Origin of the sequence: Mesorhizobium alhagi CCNWXJ12-2 (genome assembly GCF_000236565.1) — a bacterium.
GTDB lineage: Bacteria > Pseudomonadota > Alphaproteobacteria > Rhizobiales > Rhizobiaceae > Allomesorhizobium > Allomesorhizobium alhagi.
In genome coordinates, this window is record NZ_AHAM01000250.1 from 21,668 (window position 1) to 36,060 (window position 14,393).

Consider the following 14,393-nt stretch of genomic DNA (forward strand, 5'->3'; position numbering starts at 1 on the left):
TGGGCGCGCTAGGCAAGGCCGGCTGGTCGGGGAGCGCAAGACGATGATCGACCGGGAACATGAACTGCCGATTGCCAAGCAGGCGGCCGAACTGGGGATCAGCCGCAGCAGCGTCTTAGTGAGCGGCGACGGCAACGTGCGGACCTTCAACCCGCCCTCCGATACAAGATACTGAACTGCGATAGGAGAGGCGTCCTCAACCACCAAGTTTTCGTTTTTTTTGCGGGCGCGACAAGCACTCGCAACCTCGAAACATATTGTGGATATCGAGCAACAAGACGGCCACACGGGTCGTGACCCAATGCTCTGGGTGCCGACTCATGCTACATTTAATTAGTTGGCTGCGATCCTCCCTCGAAGCCAACAGCGAGCGTCTACACTTAATCGGCGCTTGGAAGGTCTGGCCCGCCGACCATCATGGCGGGTCTTTTTTTTCTTCAGCGGCATCTCAACCTGGCCGCTATTTGCGCCCAATTTTATACATCCATGTCGCTCGTCTGCCAGGGCTGGATGAAGATCCAACGCGGCGAGACAGGACCCGGAATCCTGCGGATGGAGGAAGGCATCGTACTTGGGCGATGACCGGCTTCGAGAACAGGCGGGCATTCTTCGCGACTCTGCTGTCGGATGCTTATGTCGCGGCTGGCTGACGCTGCACGATGAACGATGCGCCTGGAAGAGCTTCGATTGGAATGTGACGGATCGGCTGCATCGGGGCTGATTGCAGATCCTGTGAACATGGCGAAGTCCTTGCTCCTGCCGGACGAAGGTCTTCAGCGGTCGGAGGAACTGTTCCGCGAGCCGTTCACGCGGCCCAGGCCATAAGGATCTGGCGGGGCTGCCAACTATAGCAATCGTCTCAAATTCCCGCACAACGGGCACACGGTGGTGAAGGACTATGCCCGATCGCCCGTGCATGCGGGCGCGAGACATTCGTATCCTTCGCCGGCATCAAGCACCTTGGTCATGAGATGGCGCAACTATCCGTTCGCGCGCCGAGAGAGGTGGCAATATATGCGCCCACCGCTTAGAGGCGTCCTCTCTCGAGCAAACAGGTGGCAACCTCCCGCTGAAGCAGGTTTCCGAGCCCTGCCATCGTTTTGATCCAGAGCTCGTCCGCTTCGGGTGTATCCTCGTTCCATGCCCGGACAATGACAGTACCTTCGACCTCAGTCGCCTCGCGTCTGCCACCGAGCGCCCTGTAACGGTCGATGAAGTCGTAGGGGTCGAAGTCGTTCTTGAGATTCCACGCTTAGTGCTCGTGGATTTCCTGAACCGGCCGATAGGCTGCCGAGTTCCTGAATGCGCGGGCCTTGGCGATGATTGACCGCATTCTGACGAGTTCGAGCGGGACCGGCCGCTTTGCGGATGCCAGTTGATAAATCTCGGTGTCGAGGTCTTTTTGGGTCCGCCAAAGTTTGTAGCCGTCCGCATGGCTGCTTCTGGCAATTCTCTGGGAAATGCGGTCGATCTCAAGCGTCATGTTGAGGCCCCGTGAACGTCTAAAAGTCCGAAGCTGACCCCGCGCATCTATATCAGCACATCGTAATATGCCTTTGCTTAAGGCGGACAGGAAACTTTGATTCGAAATCTAACGGCATGCGCTTGGCCGACACTGTGGCCTGATCAAATCAACGACCGCGTTCCATCCCCGATCCGGAATGCGGATCTCGGCCACTGTGAAAAGCGCACGTGATTTCGTCGCGTGAGATACCGATGTCGTCAAGAACGTCACCCGGTAAGCGGCTCAGCCCATCCGTCGCCGTCCACATGGCCTTTCGCTCGGTGCGACGACGGTTCCATTCGCGAATGGAACCAACTGTAACAAATAGGAAATTCGTCAACATCGGAGTGATCCCTTCATCATCTGCTCGAATTGACTGCACGTATTCTAGCCCAGGAAGCGCAAACGGTCCGTGAAGCAAGTCACATACGGTGCTCGGCCAGGAACGGGAAATTGTTTGCAAAGCGGACTGGTCATGCCGCAACTTCCTCGTGCCGACGTCGATGTCCCGCCCGTGAACGGCTCCCGGACGTTGCCCTAACACGATTTTGGGCGACCTCGGCCGCGATCGAAGGTGACTGCAAGCTCTCAGTCAATGAAGCGGAGACGATGTCGTTAAATCGTCTGGGAGCGCAAGCGCCTGGTGGCCATCTGCCTTTCACTGTTGCAGAAATCGACTAGCATCGTCTTCGCGCTCTCGCCGCAGGTGAGATTGGCGGAATACCCCCCTCGCTGTCGACACCTGCGATCTGCCGCGGGTTAAGCACCGGACGAATACGCGTGGCCGTTGCCGTCAGCTCCGCTTCCGGATCGCTCTTCTCGATAATCATCAGCGCAACGAAGCACGTGGCGGCTTCCTACACGAAATACCTGCTCATGAATTTCGAGCCGATTTCATAGCTGATGCTCTGGATCGGCAGATATTGGGCTTGGCCTTCCAACGGCCCCAGCGATCCGCTTGAGGCGGGTGGAGCCAAGACCCACGGGCTTGCGATGACGGTTCCTGCCAAGGTCGAAATGCTGATTGTTTTTCTCCCTCCTTTGAGGTGTCGGTGGTGATCAAGTGATCCCGAAGTCCCATACGGTCGGCTCGGACAACCCACGCGGGAGTTCGGCCCAACTTCTTCGGCAAGCTACTTTCTGCGAAGTATACGCCGTGCCCGAATATGCGCTCTGCGCGTCGCACAAAACATTACGCTTACTTGATGTGTTTTAACAAGTCACATTTTGATCAGAAGGAAATAATGACGTGCTTTGCTCGTTAAAGTATTCAATCCGAATATGGCTACAACCATTGCTGAAGGATATTGCGGCTGAAACATTCTTCTTCTTCTTTCATAGAACGCTCCAGGAAGGACGCCGTCGGCCTGGGGGAATCGGGCCTCATTGATGTCGCGGCCGTTTCTTGTGGCCCCAATGAAAATCTGGAACCGTCAATCAGCAGCCAGATTTGGTCAGGAAAGTGCAACACGCAGCTCGGCTTGCGCTGAGCAGGGGCCACTTTAATCCTGGAAGGCGTCGAACATGGCAGCGGCTCATGTCGGCAGGGCCCCCGGCTTGCTTCACCCCAGCCCAAGGCGGGGTGTAGCGAAGCGGAGCAGGCGAGGGGGCTGAACGCGCTTCCCACATTGCGAAGAAGAGAAGCCCCCCTGCCGGAGCTGGTGGCAGATGGGCGCGTGCGGCAGCACGGCAAGGCGCGCGCCACATCGTATTCAATATGAGCGCCGAGCCGCAACCATCGACCAGGCACAGCTCGCCGCAGATCTTGCTACCCAAAATGCCAAGCTCGCGCAGGCGCTCAAAATAGCGGCATAGCGGCGAGCCGCTTTGGCTTCGTTGTCATCGGATTCAGCGGCCGTTCCGGGAAGCGATGCTGCGTCCAATGCATTCCCGCGTGGATTCTATTGGACGGGCATCAAGGGCGTGCCGGTCGCTCCGCCGGTCGAGGAACTCCTGATCGCCGCACGCGCCAAGGGCGAGAAGGCCGCATGCGAAGGGTGCCTTGTTGGGCCGAAGGCCTCCGAAGCGTCAGCTCTTGGCCGAAAACGACCGATTGCCCGCCGGTCGACGCCAAAAGGACTTTCGACCCGCGGCAGGTTCTCGATCAGGAAGCCTCGGTATTGAATCTCGACGGCGCGACGCCCTTCCAGCGCTTGAAGGCCCGCGTGAAATGGGCCGGGTCGCTGTAGCCGAGACGGTAGGCGATCTCGGTCATGCTGTGCTCGCCTTTGAGAAGCAGCCGGATTGCCTCGCTGCGCCGCGTCTCGTCGAGCAGGTCCTCAAAGACGACCCCGCAACATTTCAGCCGCCGCTGCAGGGTCCTCGTCGACAGGCCGAGCCGCCTCGCAACCGCGTCGGCCGTCAGCTTGCCGGATCCGGCCCGTGTCCGGCTGACGAGCCGCGCCGCCGCGACCGTCGTTCTCAGCCCCTCTGCCGCCTTAGACAGCATGCCCTTGCCTTTTGTCAGCGGCAGGTCGAGCAGTTCGCGGTCGAACTCGACCATGTCGTCGTCACAACTCATCTCGATGTTCGGGCCGAGACACGCTTCCAGCTCCTCGCTGCCTCGTGTCGCAGCAGCCGACAGGTATACACGGATCGCTGAAGGCTCGCCGGCGAGCAGTGGTACTTTGCGCAAGACCGCCAGGCTACCGAAGATGAACTGCCGCGGATCGAACTCGCAACGCTCGTTGAAGCGGAAGAGGATGCGGCCGGTGCGGCCCTCGACCGTGAAACGCACATCCGAGCCGCGGTGAAGCATCGGCACATTGGCGGCGGCGAGCGCGCATGCATGGGCGACGTCGGACGCGGCCAGCACGCTCCGTCCCCACCCGCCCAGTTCCGCGAGACCGATCGCCTGTCCGACATGGGCGCCCGCGAACGGGTCGCCCGCGACCGATGCCATCTCGTTCGCCACGTAAAAGCACTGTGCGCGCGGCAGCCAGCCGTCGGCGTTCTGAAACACATTGGGCGATATGCCCAGTCGCTCGAAGAAGTCGATCGACGAGATGCCGCGCTGCGCCAGATAGGGCGCAATCTGCAGGAAACTGCGAATCTTTATCGAGGGGACGAAATCCAGCATTCTCAGGCAAGCTTGGCGTCAAATGGCAAGACGAGGCGAGCGTACTATAGCAATATGAAATCGATTGAAAAGTCGTCTGATCGAGGCGTACAATCTTGCCTCTCGTCGTGCGTGCCGCACAAGGAAAGTTTGATAAGTATTTGAAATTCTACGGCACAATTTGTCGATTATCATATGGAGGAAACGATGTCCTGCAAGATCATCGCCGGCGCCATCACAGTGCTTCTAGCATCCGCGGCGCCCCTCGCGGCTCAAGACGCCGGAGCGCTCTCCACTGACAAGGCAAGCAAGGCGCACTCGTCGCGCCCCGACTATTCGCCCTATGCCGACCGCAAGTTCCCGGTGCAGCCCTTCTTCGGCGACACTCACTTGCACACCTCGTTCTCAATGGATGCGGGCGCGTTCGGGGCCCGGCTGCCTCCCCGCGACGCCTATCGCTTCGCCCGCGGAGAGCAGGTGACGTCCTCGACCGGCCTGCCGGTCAAGCTGTCGCAGCCGCTTGATTTCCTGGTGGTCGCGGACCACTCCGACAATATGGGCTTCTTCCCCGACCTCTTCGCCGGCAAGCCCAATATCCTTGCCGACCCGACCGGCAAGAAGTGGTACGACATGATCAAGTCGGGCAAGGGCGCGGAAGCCGCGATCGACATCATCGTCAGTTTCTCGCACAACAAGTTTCCCGACGATCTGATGTATTTCCCCGGCACCAAGGCCTATCGCAGCGCCTGGCACGAGACCATCGCGGCGGCGGAAGAATACAACGAGCCCGGCCGCTTTACCGCCTTCATCGGCTATGAATGGACGTCGAACACCGGCGGCAACAACCTGCACCGCAACGTGATCTTCCGCGACAATGGCGACAAGGCAAGCCAGGTCGACCCGTTCACCGTCTATCCGCCAAACGGCAGCGACAATCCCGCCGACCTGTGGAAATGGATGCAGGCCTATGAAGACAAGACCGGCGGCGACGTGCTGGCAATCGCTCACAACGGCAATCTCAGCAGTGGGCTGATGTTCCCGACCGTCGAGGCGTTCGGCAAGAAGCTCGACGCCGAATATGTGCAGACGCGCGACAAGTGGGAGCGCCTCTACGAGGCGACGCAGACCAAGGGGGACGGCGAGGCGCATCCATTCCTGTCGCCCAATGACGAGTTCGCCGACTTCGAGACCTGGGACAAGGGCAATCTCGACGGCAGCGTGGCCAAGAAGCCGGAGATGCTCGAGTTCGAATATGTCCGTTCGGCCTACAAAAACGGGCTAAAGCTGGAGAAAGAGCTCGGCACCAACCCCTACAAGTTCGGTCTGATCGGCAGCAGCGACGCGCACAACTCCTTGTCCGCACTGGCGGAGGACAATTTCTTCGGCAAGACCGTGCCGCAGGAGCCGAGCCCCGAGCGCATGACGGCGACCTTCGTCGACAACAAGCAGACCGGCGTGAAGATCATGGACTGGGAGGTCGGCGCCTCAGGCTATGCGGCGGTCTGGGCGGAAGAAAATACGCGCGAATCGATCTGGGACGCCATGCAGCGCAAGGAGACCTACGCCACCACCGGCCCGCGCATGGCCGTACGCTTCTTCGGCGGCTGGGATTTCGTCGCCGCCGATGCCGAGGAGCGCCTGCCCGCCTATGTCGGCTACACCAAGGGCGTTCCGATGGGCGGCGACCTCGGCGCCGCGCCGGCGGGCAAGGCCCCGACCTTCCTCGTCGCCGCGCTCAAGGATCCGATTGGGGCCAATCTCGACCGCTACCAGATCGTCAAGGGCTGGATGGAGGGCGACGGCACGCTGCAAGAAGAGGTCTACGACGTGGTCTGGTCGGGCGACCGCCAACCTGGCGCCGACGGCAAGCTGCCGCCTGTCGGCGATACGGTCGACATGGCCAATGCGAACTGGACCAACACGATCGGCGCGCCCGAACTGATCGCAGTCTGGACCGACCCCGATTTCGATCCGTCCGAGCCCGCGTTCTATTATGGCCGGGTGATCGAGATCCCGACCCCGCGCTGGACGGCCTATGACGCCAAGTTTTTCGGCACGACGCCCCTCGACGGTACCAGGATGAAGGTTCAGGATCGCGCCTATACCTCCCCGATTTGGTATGATCCTGCCGGTTAAGAGGCATGAAACCGCGATTTTGCGAATCGAGTGGACCTGCTGTGGGTGCTGGGAAGGCGCTTTTGCGCTCAATCCTTGCCCTCGCGGCGTTGTGGTCGGTCCCGACGGACGGTGTCGCCTGCGGGTACGAGGACCCCACGGCTATCTCGCTTGGCGTCCTGAATTGGTCCTATCCCGAAGCGCTTCACGTGCGAACAGCGGTCTGGCAGGCCGAGAACGCAGGCCTGCTGCCGCCACGCGGCAAGGCGCCAACAACCGGCGCGCTCGCCTTCTACAGGGCGGCGGCGAGCATGAGCCGGCTCGGCGGGCTGCTTGAAGCAGAGGCGGAGTCGCGGGCAGCCGGCTTCTCGATCGTGCTCATCCCGCAGGTTCTGTGGACCCGCTTTGTGCCGGACAGCGATCGCGTGTCGGTGATGACGCATGCGCCGGGTCCGCTGGCGGGCGAGGCGGTGGTCGTCACAAATGAAAAGGTCGTGCGGGCGCTGCTGGACAGGCGACTGGCATTGCGTGATGCCGAGGCACAGGGATTGCTGCGCATCTATGGCGAGGAAGCCACGCAGGCGGCGGTACGCGAGACCCTAACGCTTGCCATGCGAAGCACGGCCGAAGCTGCCCGAAGCCATGCCGGCGCCGCTTTGCGGGAGGGACGATGAACAAGGTTCAGGAACGCGGGACGGCGCGCCACTCAGCAACAACGATCGCATGTGCCGCGGTGAGCCTTCTGCTTCTGTCGGCGCTTGCCACCCCCGCCTTTGCCCATGAGGCGTCGGGCGTGGCCGGCGGCTTCGTGTCCGGTTTCCTGCATCCGATCCTCGGCTGGGACCATGTGGCGGCGATGGTGGCGGTCGGCCTGTGGGGCGCCTTCCTCGGCGCGCCGGCGATATGGCTGCTGCCGATCGTCTTTCCCCTCGTGATGGCCTTTGGCGGCGCTCTCGGAATCGCTGGCGTGCCGCTACCGGCGGTCGAAACCGGCATTGCTGCCTCGGCCGTCGTGCTCGGCGGCATGGTGGCGCTGGGGGCGAGGCCACCGCTCTGGCTAGCGGCCGTCATTGTCGGCGCCTTCGCGGTCTTGCACGGCCACGCGCACGGCACGGAGTTGCCTGCCGCCGCCGATGCCGTCGCCTATGCCGTCGGCTTTGTCACCGGAACCGGGCTTCTGCACCTCACCGGCATCACCTTCGGCCTTGCCACGAAGTGGGAGGGTGGAAAGGTCGCGGTCCGGGCCGCGGGTGGCGCGATTGCGGTGACCGGACTGGCCTTCCTGACCGGGTTCGCATGAAGGCGCTGATCGTCCTTGCGATGCTCCTGATGGCCGGCGCTTGCGGCCCTGCCATGGCCCACGCACCGATCAAGGGCATCGGCACGTTCTACAACGGTCTCCTTCACCCAGTCCTTGTGCCGGCACATCTGCTTGTGCTGGCGGCCGTCGGTCTGCTGATCGGGCAACACGCTCCCCGCGTGAGCCGCCTTGCACTGCCCGCATTCGCGGCAGCTCTCACGGTGACGCTGGCGCTGATCGACGCTTCGCCGGGTGCTCTGCAGCAATGGCCGCTGCTCGCCATCGCGCTGGTCGCCGGACTGGCTGTCGCGCTTGCCCGGGCGGGCAGCCTGGTCGCGACCGCGCTCGCCCTAGGGGCCGGCGTTGCCGTGGCGCTGGATTCGGCGCCCGACGGGGCGCCTGACGAACAGGTCTGGCTTGCGCTTTCCGGCACCGGCCTCGGCGCCGCCCTGGTCGTTACCTATGTCGGCGGGTTTGCCGCCAGGCTCGAGCTGCCCTGGCAGAAGACAGCGATCCGCGCCGCCGGCTCGTGGATCGCCGCGAGTGCGCTTCTCGTGCTGACCTTGGACCTCTTCCCGACCGCGAGCCCGCCCGCATGAGACGTGTTCGCCAGGTCCTCTCCGAACCGCTTGTCCACTTCCTGATCATCGGCGCGGTGGTCTTCGGCGCCTGGTCCGCCCTCGACCGTTCGCCGCGCGACAGCGACGCGCAGGTGATCGAGGTGGGCCCTGGCCGCATCGCCCAACTCTACCAGATGTTTTCGCGCACCTGGCAGCGGCCCCCGACGCCCCTTGAATTGAACGGCCTTGTCGAGGCGTTCGTGAAGGAGGAGATTTTCTACCGGGAAGGCGCCAGGATGGGCCTCGACCGCGACGACACCGTCATCCGTCGGCGAATGCAGCAGAAGATGGAATTCCTGATAGAGCCGCGCGATGCCGAACTGAATCCGTCCGACGAGCAACTCCGAGCTTATCTCGCGGAGAACGCGGCAGCCTTCCACGTTCCAGTCCGTATCGCCTTCCGGCAGGTATTCTTCGACCCGACCAGACACGGCGATACGTTGAAAGCCGACATTGCAAGGCTGCTCGCCGCAATCGAGGCGGATGAGAGCGGCGAGGTTCCAAAGGACGCCGGAGATCCGACGCTGCTGCCCCCGGCGATGCCGCTTATGCGGGCCGACCAGATCGCCGCCAATTTCGGGACCGAGTTCGCCGAAGCGCTCGCCGTAGCGCCGGCCGGACGTTGGACGGGTCCCCTCACGTCGACCTTTGGCCAGCACCTGGTGTTCGTCGACGAGCGGACGGAGAAACGCGATCCCTCGCTCGACGAGGTCCGTGACCCGGTGCTGCGCGAATGGCAGTCCGCGAAGCGGCGCACAATTGCGGACGAGCGATACGGGGCGCTGCGTGCGAACTACGAGGTGATCGTGACTCTGCCGGACGACGATCGAACGTCCACGGTCGACGCGGACCACGACTGATGCGGCTGTTGGCGATCTTGCTCTTGGTGCTTTTCGGCGTCGGCGGCGCCGCCGCGCATGAGCTGCGCCCGGCCTATCTCGAAATTACGGAGACGGCGCCCGAGCAGTATTCCATCCTCTGGAAGGTACCCGCACGCGGCGAATACCGGCTATCGCTGCATGTCGGCCTTCCCGATGTCTGCGCGGAAGTAACCACGCCGGTGACGGCCATTGTCGAGGCCGCGTCGACGAGCCGGTGGAACATCCGCTGCGATGGCGGACTCGCCGGGCAGACGATTTCCATCGACGGTCTTGTCGCCACCTATACCGACGCCCTCGTCAGGGTCATGCGCGCCGACGGCACGGCCCAGACAGCGCGGCTGACGCCAGACTTCCCTGAAGTGGTGGTGACCGCTGCATCAACCGCCGCCGACACCGCGAGGACCTATTTCCTGCTTGGGGTTCAGCACATCATGCTGGGCCTCGACCACCTGCTGTTCTTGCTTGCATTGCTCCTGCTCATCCGCGAACCGCGCATGCTCGTCGCCACCATCACCGCCTTCACCGTCGCGCACTCCGTCACGCTCGCCTTCGCCGCGTTCGGCTTCGCGGCCGCTCCGCAGGCGCCGATAGAGGCTCTGGTCGCACTCAGTATCGTGTTTATCGCGGCCGAGATCGTTCGCAAGCAACGCGGGCACGCCGATATTGCCGGCCGCTACCCCTGGCTGATCGCATTTCTCTTCGGCTTGCTGCATGGCTTCGGGTTCGGCGGCGCGCTGCGCGAGATCGGACTGCCGCAGAAGGACGTGCCGCTGGCGCTGCTTACTTTCAATCTCGGCGTCGAGGCCGGCCAACTGCTTTTCGTCGCGCTGGCGCTCGCCGCCATTGCCAGTCTGAGGATGCTGCTCGCTTTCTCCGCCGAACAACCGCGGTTGGTCACCGCCTATCTCGTCGGCTCGCTATCCGCGGCCTGGTTCGTGCAGCGCATCATCGCCTTTGGAGTGTGAGGATCACGTGTGGCCGTGACGAATGATGGACTGAGCGCGAGGATTGCGCTCGCGTGGAGGTCCATTGCCGGGCGCTGTCCTTACACGCCAACGGCCGCGAGTTGTCCCAGCACTTCCGCGTGATAGGACCCGGCCGGCTCGTATTGGACGATGTCGTCACTTCCTCGTAGAAAATCATTGGCATGGATGGTGTTGAGCTCCTTGCCAGAGACCTTGATGATCTTCATCGGCGGCGGGTTGTCTGCTTCCGAAAGAGGATAGACCTTGGCGAACTTCCTGGTGTTTTCGACAGCAGTCGCAGTGCTGCCATTTTCGAGGAAGCCGCGCCAGAAGAACAGGTTTCCGTAGGTCGAGGTTCGGAGCACGAAATAGCCTTCGGGTATCTCGCCATCATACCCCGGCGGCAGGAGCAGGTATTCTCCACCCTTGCCCTTGTCCGGACCGGCATTGCCGACATCGCCGACATATTCGAACCAGTGATTGTCGATCATGCCCAGGACATTGGGTGGTATCTCGATGACCAGCGGGCCGGACTTGGTATCCAGCCCATTGAAAAGGTTCAGCTTGCCAAGCCTGGTGTCCACACTCTCCGGCGTGACGATCGAATCCGGTATCGGCGTCCGCTTCGGCGGAAGCAACAGTCAGGCCCATAAGCACCACCGAAATGGCGGCGCAAAGCAGTTTCGTGCGCTTCATGGGTTGTCCTCAATGTCGCGCAACCGTCACGACCGTCACGGCCAACCCTTGGTCGCGCCTTCATTTACTGCACCTGTTCGATCTCGCTCGGCCGCCAGGTCTTGTCGATCCAGGGCTCCAATGGCCCGTACATCCGCAGGAGCGGGAACCAGCTCTTGCCGGAGACGGTCTGAAGCCAGTTGCCCTCCTTGCCTTCCGGCGCATTGGGAGCAAAATAGACGTCGTAAGACCCGTCCGCGTTCTGCACCATTCCTCGGTCTGGCTGCCGACCGTCGGGAACTTTTGGCTCGTCTGGAGTTGCGACCGGGTCTGGGTGTCGTAAAGCGTGACAGCCCAGAAATTGTTCACCGGGACATTTGACGGCAGATGCAGCCTATAGGTCCTGGACCCGTCCAACGGCTTCTTGTCGGCATCGAGACTGGCCATGGCATAATCCGACCCAGCCCCGGCCGTTGTGACCGCCATGGAAGGAGTCACGCCGCCGGCATTGAAGTAGAACAGAGCCCTCGCGCTGAGCATCATGGCCCCATCCGCCTCGAACGAGGTATTCTTGTCCGCATAACCCATTATCCAGGAACTGTCGGTGTCGGGATAGATCTGGACCCCGCCGATGCGCGGATAGGCGGTGAAAACGCGCGCGGTTGCGTTGCCGAGCGTGCCCGCTTCGGTCAACAGCTTCTTCATCCGGTCGTCGGGCTCGAACTTCTGGCCCTTGACGATACCGATCGAAGCGATCTCGCCGGACTTCGGGCCCGATCGCATCGATCGGCTCACGCTGGATGATCGCGTCGAGGATCTCGAAGTATTTCAGGTCGTTCGGGAAAACGGTGTTGAAAGACTTCCCCGACACGTTGACGTACTCGGTAGGCGGGGGATTGCTGGCGTCCTTGAGCGGGTAAATCTTGAGGCCCGAGGTGATATTCTCGACCGCCGGCTCCAGGCCGTCCTCGATCGAACCGCGCAGGAACAGGAAGTTCCTGTTGGTCGAGGGCTTCAGCAGGAAATATCCGTCAGGCGCATCACCGTCGTAGCCCGGCGGCAGCACGAGGTACTTGCCGCCCTTGCCCTTGTCCGGGCCGGTGACGCCGATATCGCCGACAAATCTCTGCCAGGAAACATCGAGAAAGCCGAGCATCCCGGGCGGCACTTCGATGACCGTTGGGCCGTCCTTGGCGAGATCTGTCCCCGAATACGCATAGAGGGTCGAGGTGTTCGCCGTCACGACAAGGGTCGCCGAATCCATCAACTGCTCGAATACGGCGATCTTGTTCGGCGCGTCCGCGCCTTCCCTGGCAAATCCATCGAGAATGCTGTTGATCGACACGGCGCCAAGATTGTCGAGATAGACGTCGGTGGCGCGCATCCTGTCGAGGTTGTCGTAAACGGTCTCGACTGTGTTGCCGATCGGTATGCCGTCGAAGAACTCTAACGTGCCGATCGAAGTGTCAACCTTGCCCGGGATCGAGATCGACTCCAGTTCCGCTCCCGTGACATCCGCTGCCGCCAACTGCGGCGATCCAACGGCGACAAGGGCCGAAACGACCAGAACTCCGGCGAGTTTCGTCGCAAGTGGCCTGCCGTCCGTGACAGGGTTGCTTGAGGGTTTCACGTTTCGTCCTCCTATATTTGTCGTCCGCCTGCATTTGCAGGTCATCGGCATGATCACCGGCGCGGCGCCGGCATCCGCCGCGCCACTGCGCTAACCGGCTCTATTGCTGCACCAGCTCGATCTCGCTCGGTCGCCAGCTCTTGTCGAAGAATGACGGCAGTGGGCTGTACAGGCGCAGGATGGTGAACCAGCCCTTTTGCGGATCGGTCTGGATCCAGTTGCCGCGCGCCACGCCGTCCGGCTGCTCCGGGCTGAAGTAGACGGTCGTTGCGCCGTCCTGGGCAGCTTCGGCCGCCGGCGACGGATAACTCTGGCTACCGGCGCGGGGGTATTTCTGGGGTGTCTGCAGCATGGAGCGGGTCTGGTTGTCGTAGAGCGTGAAGGACCAGAACGCCTTGGCCGGGATGTCCTTGGGCAGCGTCACTTTGTAGGTCTTCGCGCCGTCGAACACGTCGCCCTTGGCATCGAGAAAAGCCATCAGATACTGCGATCCGACGCCGGGGATGTTCATGATCATGCCGGGGCTGTCGAGCGTGTAGCCGTAGTAGAAGGCCGTGCGCGAATCGAGGGTGCGGGCGCCGGTCGGCGGCAGCGGTTTGAATTCGCCATCCGGCACGCAAGCCTCGGCAGCCATAACGAGCGGATTGGCGCAGGAAGTCGCCGGCCAGCTTTCCAAGTTCAAAGACATCGTCGTCCTCCAGTCGGTCGAAACCGCACCAGGCAAAGAGACCTTGCCGCCGCGCTTCGTTCTTTCCGGAAGCGTGAATCTGGAGCCCGACGCCTTCCGGCTTCGGGTCAGTTTTCGCAACCGGGCCGACGGCTCGATCCTGTGGGCAAACAGCTATGATGGGGAAACGAAGGTCTCCGGGATCCTGGAGGCCCAGGCCGACATAGCCCGGAACGTGGCGACAAGCCTTGCCCAATCCTACGGGGTGATTTCCCAGGCGGACGCGGCGCTGAATGTTTCGAATCCCCCGACGATTGGGCTGCCTACTCCTGCACGCTTTCCTATTACGCATACCGGGTGAGCCTCGATCCCAAGGCCCGTGCTGCAGTGCGCGCTTGCCTTGAGAAGGCGGTCGAGCGGTTTCCGAACTATGCGACGGCCTGGGCCTTGCTGGCGCATGTCACCATCGACGAGGTCCGATTCAGTTTTCCGGCTGACCCTGCCTCGTCACCGGCGGTCGGTCGTGCCTTGGCTATCGCCCGCCACGCGGTGGAGTTGGACCCCCGCAATGTGCGCGCGCTGCATGCAGAAATGTCCGCGCTTTTCTTCAGCAAGGAATTTGATGCGGGGAGGCGGGTGGGCGAGCAGGCCTTGGCGATCAACCCGAACGACACCGAACTCATGGGCGGCTTCGGGACGCGCCTGGCCCTGTCAGGAAACTGGGAGGACGGTTGCCCATTGGTCGAAGAGGCGCGTGACCGCAATCCGGGCCCGTTCGCGTACTATGAGTCGATTCTGGCCCTTTGTTCCTATTTCAGCGGGGATTACGAAAAGGCCGCCATGTGGATCAAGAAGACAACGGCTCCGGGGAATTCTCTCTATCACGCGATTGCAGCCGCGATCTTCGGCGAAGGCGGATACGAAATCGATGCCGAGCGCGAACGTGCCTGGCTGGAAGAAAATGAGCCGGACTTGGTC

14 protein-coding genes and 3 pseudogenes are annotated in these 14,393 nt (G+C 62.1%); 10 read left to right on the plus strand and 7 right to left on the minus strand.

The genetic code is table 11. The annotated features are described in order from the left end of the window. Positions 1-43 precede the first annotated feature (43 nt). Both MAXJ12_RS39735 and MAXJ12_RS39235 read left to right on the plus strand, forming a co-directional pair. Positions 44-175 carry a hypothetical protein gene (locus tag MAXJ12_RS39735; RefSeq protein ID WP_008839174.1) on the plus strand — a complete coding sequence of 44 codons (132 nt, stop codon included), beginning with the start codon at positions 44-46 and terminating at the stop codon, positions 173-175. A 429-nt stretch (positions 176-604) separates the two neighbouring features. Further along, positions 605-825 (plus strand): annotated as a pseudogene (locus tag MAXJ12_RS39235) (DUF6429 family protein). Between the two features lie 427 nt (positions 826-1,252). Here MAXJ12_RS39235 and MAXJ12_RS26500 read toward each other — a convergent pair. Together MAXJ12_RS26500 and MAXJ12_RS26510 are read right to left on the minus strand one after the other, a co-directional pair. Continuing rightward, on the minus strand, positions 1,253-1,483 hold the full coding sequence (locus MAXJ12_RS26500) for a hypothetical protein (RefSeq protein ID WP_008839176.1): 231 nt from the start codon (positions 1,481-1,483) through the stop codon (positions 1,253-1,255). A 2,125-nt stretch (positions 1,484-3,608) separates the two neighbouring features. Then, complete coding sequence (locus MAXJ12_RS26510; protein WP_008839179.1) at positions 3,609-4,583, minus strand: AraC family transcriptional regulator; 975 nt, start codon at positions 4,581-4,583, stop codon at positions 3,609-3,611. A 186-nt stretch (positions 4,584-4,769) separates the two neighbouring features. Here MAXJ12_RS26510 and MAXJ12_RS26515 point away from each other — a divergent pair, with 186 nt between their 5' ends. The 6 genes from MAXJ12_RS26515 (at position 4,770) to MAXJ12_RS26540 (ending at position 10,443) form a co-directional block, all read left to right on the plus strand. Continuing rightward, on the plus strand, positions 4,770-6,698 hold the full coding sequence (locus tag MAXJ12_RS26515; protein ID WP_085984090.1) for a DUF3604 domain-containing protein: 1,929 nt from the start codon (positions 4,770-4,772) through the stop codon (positions 6,696-6,698). A 62-nt stretch (positions 6,699-6,760) separates the two neighbouring features. Beyond that, positions 6,761-7,351: a hypothetical protein gene (locus tag MAXJ12_RS26520; RefSeq protein WP_008839181.1), complete on the plus strand. Its 591-nt coding sequence runs from the start codon at positions 6,761-6,763 to the stop codon at positions 7,349-7,351. Next, positions 7,348-7,977, plus strand: coding sequence for a HupE/UreJ family protein (locus MAXJ12_RS26525; RefSeq protein WP_008839182.1), 630 nt, complete (start codon positions 7,348-7,350; stop codon positions 7,975-7,977). The genes MAXJ12_RS26520 and MAXJ12_RS26525 overlap by 4 nt, the downstream gene beginning before the upstream one ends. Beyond that, positions 7,974-8,576, plus strand: a complete 603-nt coding sequence (locus MAXJ12_RS26530; protein ID WP_008839183.1) for a HupE/UreJ family protein — start codon at positions 7,974-7,976, stop codon at positions 8,574-8,576. The genes MAXJ12_RS26525 and MAXJ12_RS26530 overlap by 4 nt, the downstream gene beginning before the upstream one ends. Continuing rightward, complete coding sequence (locus MAXJ12_RS26535; protein ID WP_008839184.1) at positions 8,573-9,457, plus strand: peptidyl-prolyl cis-trans isomerase; 885 nt, start codon at positions 8,573-8,575, stop codon at positions 9,455-9,457. Before MAXJ12_RS26530 ends, MAXJ12_RS26535 begins: the two co-directional genes overlap by 4 nt. Next, positions 9,457-10,443 carry a HupE/UreJ family protein gene (locus MAXJ12_RS26540; protein WP_008839185.1) on the plus strand — a complete coding sequence of 329 codons (987 nt, stop codon included), beginning with the start codon at positions 9,457-9,459 and terminating at the stop codon, positions 10,441-10,443. Before MAXJ12_RS26535 ends, MAXJ12_RS26540 begins: the two co-directional genes overlap by 1 nt. A gap of 80 nt (positions 10,444-10,523) precedes the next feature. On the opposite strand, the gene MAXJ12_RS26545 is transcribed toward MAXJ12_RS26540, so the two are convergent. From MAXJ12_RS26545 to MAXJ12_RS26555, 5 genes and pseudogenes are all read right to left on the minus strand, one after another. Then, the gene (locus tag MAXJ12_RS26545; RefSeq protein WP_008839186.1) at positions 10,524-11,027 is read right to left on the minus strand and encodes a DUF1254 domain-containing protein; all 504 of its coding nucleotides are present in this window, start codon (positions 11,025-11,027) and stop codon (positions 10,524-10,526) included. A 176-nt stretch (positions 11,028-11,203) separates the two neighbouring features. Further along, positions 11,204-11,389 (minus strand): DUF1214 domain-containing protein, encoded by a 186-nt coding sequence (locus MAXJ12_RS38470; protein ID WP_202946707.1) that lies wholly within the window; start codon positions 11,387-11,389, stop codon positions 11,204-11,206. A gap of 2 nt (positions 11,390-11,391) precedes the next feature. Further along, positions 11,392-11,604: pseudogene (locus MAXJ12_RS40200) on the minus strand (DUF1214 domain-containing protein); the annotation flags it as partial. Beyond that, entirely contained in the window at positions 11,513-12,748 is a 1,236-nt protein-coding gene (locus MAXJ12_RS26550; RefSeq protein ID WP_008839188.1) for a DUF1254 domain-containing protein, read from the minus strand. The pseudogene MAXJ12_RS40200 and the gene MAXJ12_RS26550, both read right to left, overlap by 92 nt. A 100-nt stretch (positions 12,749-12,848) precedes the next feature. Next, a pseudogene (locus MAXJ12_RS26555) lies at positions 12,849-13,358 on the minus strand (DUF1214 domain-containing protein); the annotation flags it as partial. Between the two features lie 34 nt (positions 13,359-13,392). Here MAXJ12_RS26555 and MAXJ12_RS34650 point away from each other — a divergent pair. Continuing rightward, entirely contained in the window at positions 13,393-13,776 is a 384-nt protein-coding gene (locus tag MAXJ12_RS34650; protein WP_008839190.1) for a hypothetical protein, read from the plus strand. Next, on the plus strand, positions 13,773-14,393 hold a 621-nt coding region (locus MAXJ12_RS34655), incomplete at its 3' end, for a tetratricopeptide repeat protein (protein WP_008839191.1). The genes MAXJ12_RS34650 and MAXJ12_RS34655, both read left to right, overlap by 4 nt.

Bases quoted from the DNA above. Each gene is read 5' to 3' on its own strand.
- MAXJ12_RS39735 (WP_008839174.1), top strand. From the start codon at position 44: ATGATCGACCGGGAACATGAACTGCCGATTGCCAAGCAGGCGGCCGAA.
- MAXJ12_RS26500 (WP_008839176.1), bottom strand. From the start codon at position 1,483: ATGACGCTTGAGATCGACCGCATTTCCCAGAGAATTGCCAGAAGCAGC.
- MAXJ12_RS26510 (WP_008839179.1), bottom strand. From the start codon at position 4,583: ATGCTGGATTTCGTCCCCTCGATAAAGATTCGCAGTTTCCTGCAGATT.
- MAXJ12_RS26515 (WP_085984090.1), top strand. From the start codon at position 4,770: ATGTCCTGCAAGATCATCGCCGGCGCCATCACAGTGCTTCTAGCATCC.
- MAXJ12_RS26525 (WP_008839182.1), top strand. From the start codon at position 7,348: ATGAACAAGGTTCAGGAACGCGGGACGGCGCGCCACTCAGCAACAACG.
- MAXJ12_RS26530 (WP_008839183.1), top strand. From the start codon at position 7,974: ATGAAGGCGCTGATCGTCCTTGCGATGCTCCTGATGGCCGGCGCTTGC.
- MAXJ12_RS26535 (WP_008839184.1), top strand. From the start codon at position 8,573: ATGAGACGTGTTCGCCAGGTCCTCTCCGAACCGCTTGTCCACTTCCTG.
- MAXJ12_RS26540 (WP_008839185.1), top strand. From the start codon at position 9,457: ATGCGGCTGTTGGCGATCTTGCTCTTGGTGCTTTTCGGCGTCGGCGGC.
- MAXJ12_RS38470 (WP_202946707.1), bottom strand. From the start codon at position 11,389: ATGGTGCAGAACGCGGACGGGTCTTACGACGTCTATTTTGCTCCCAAT.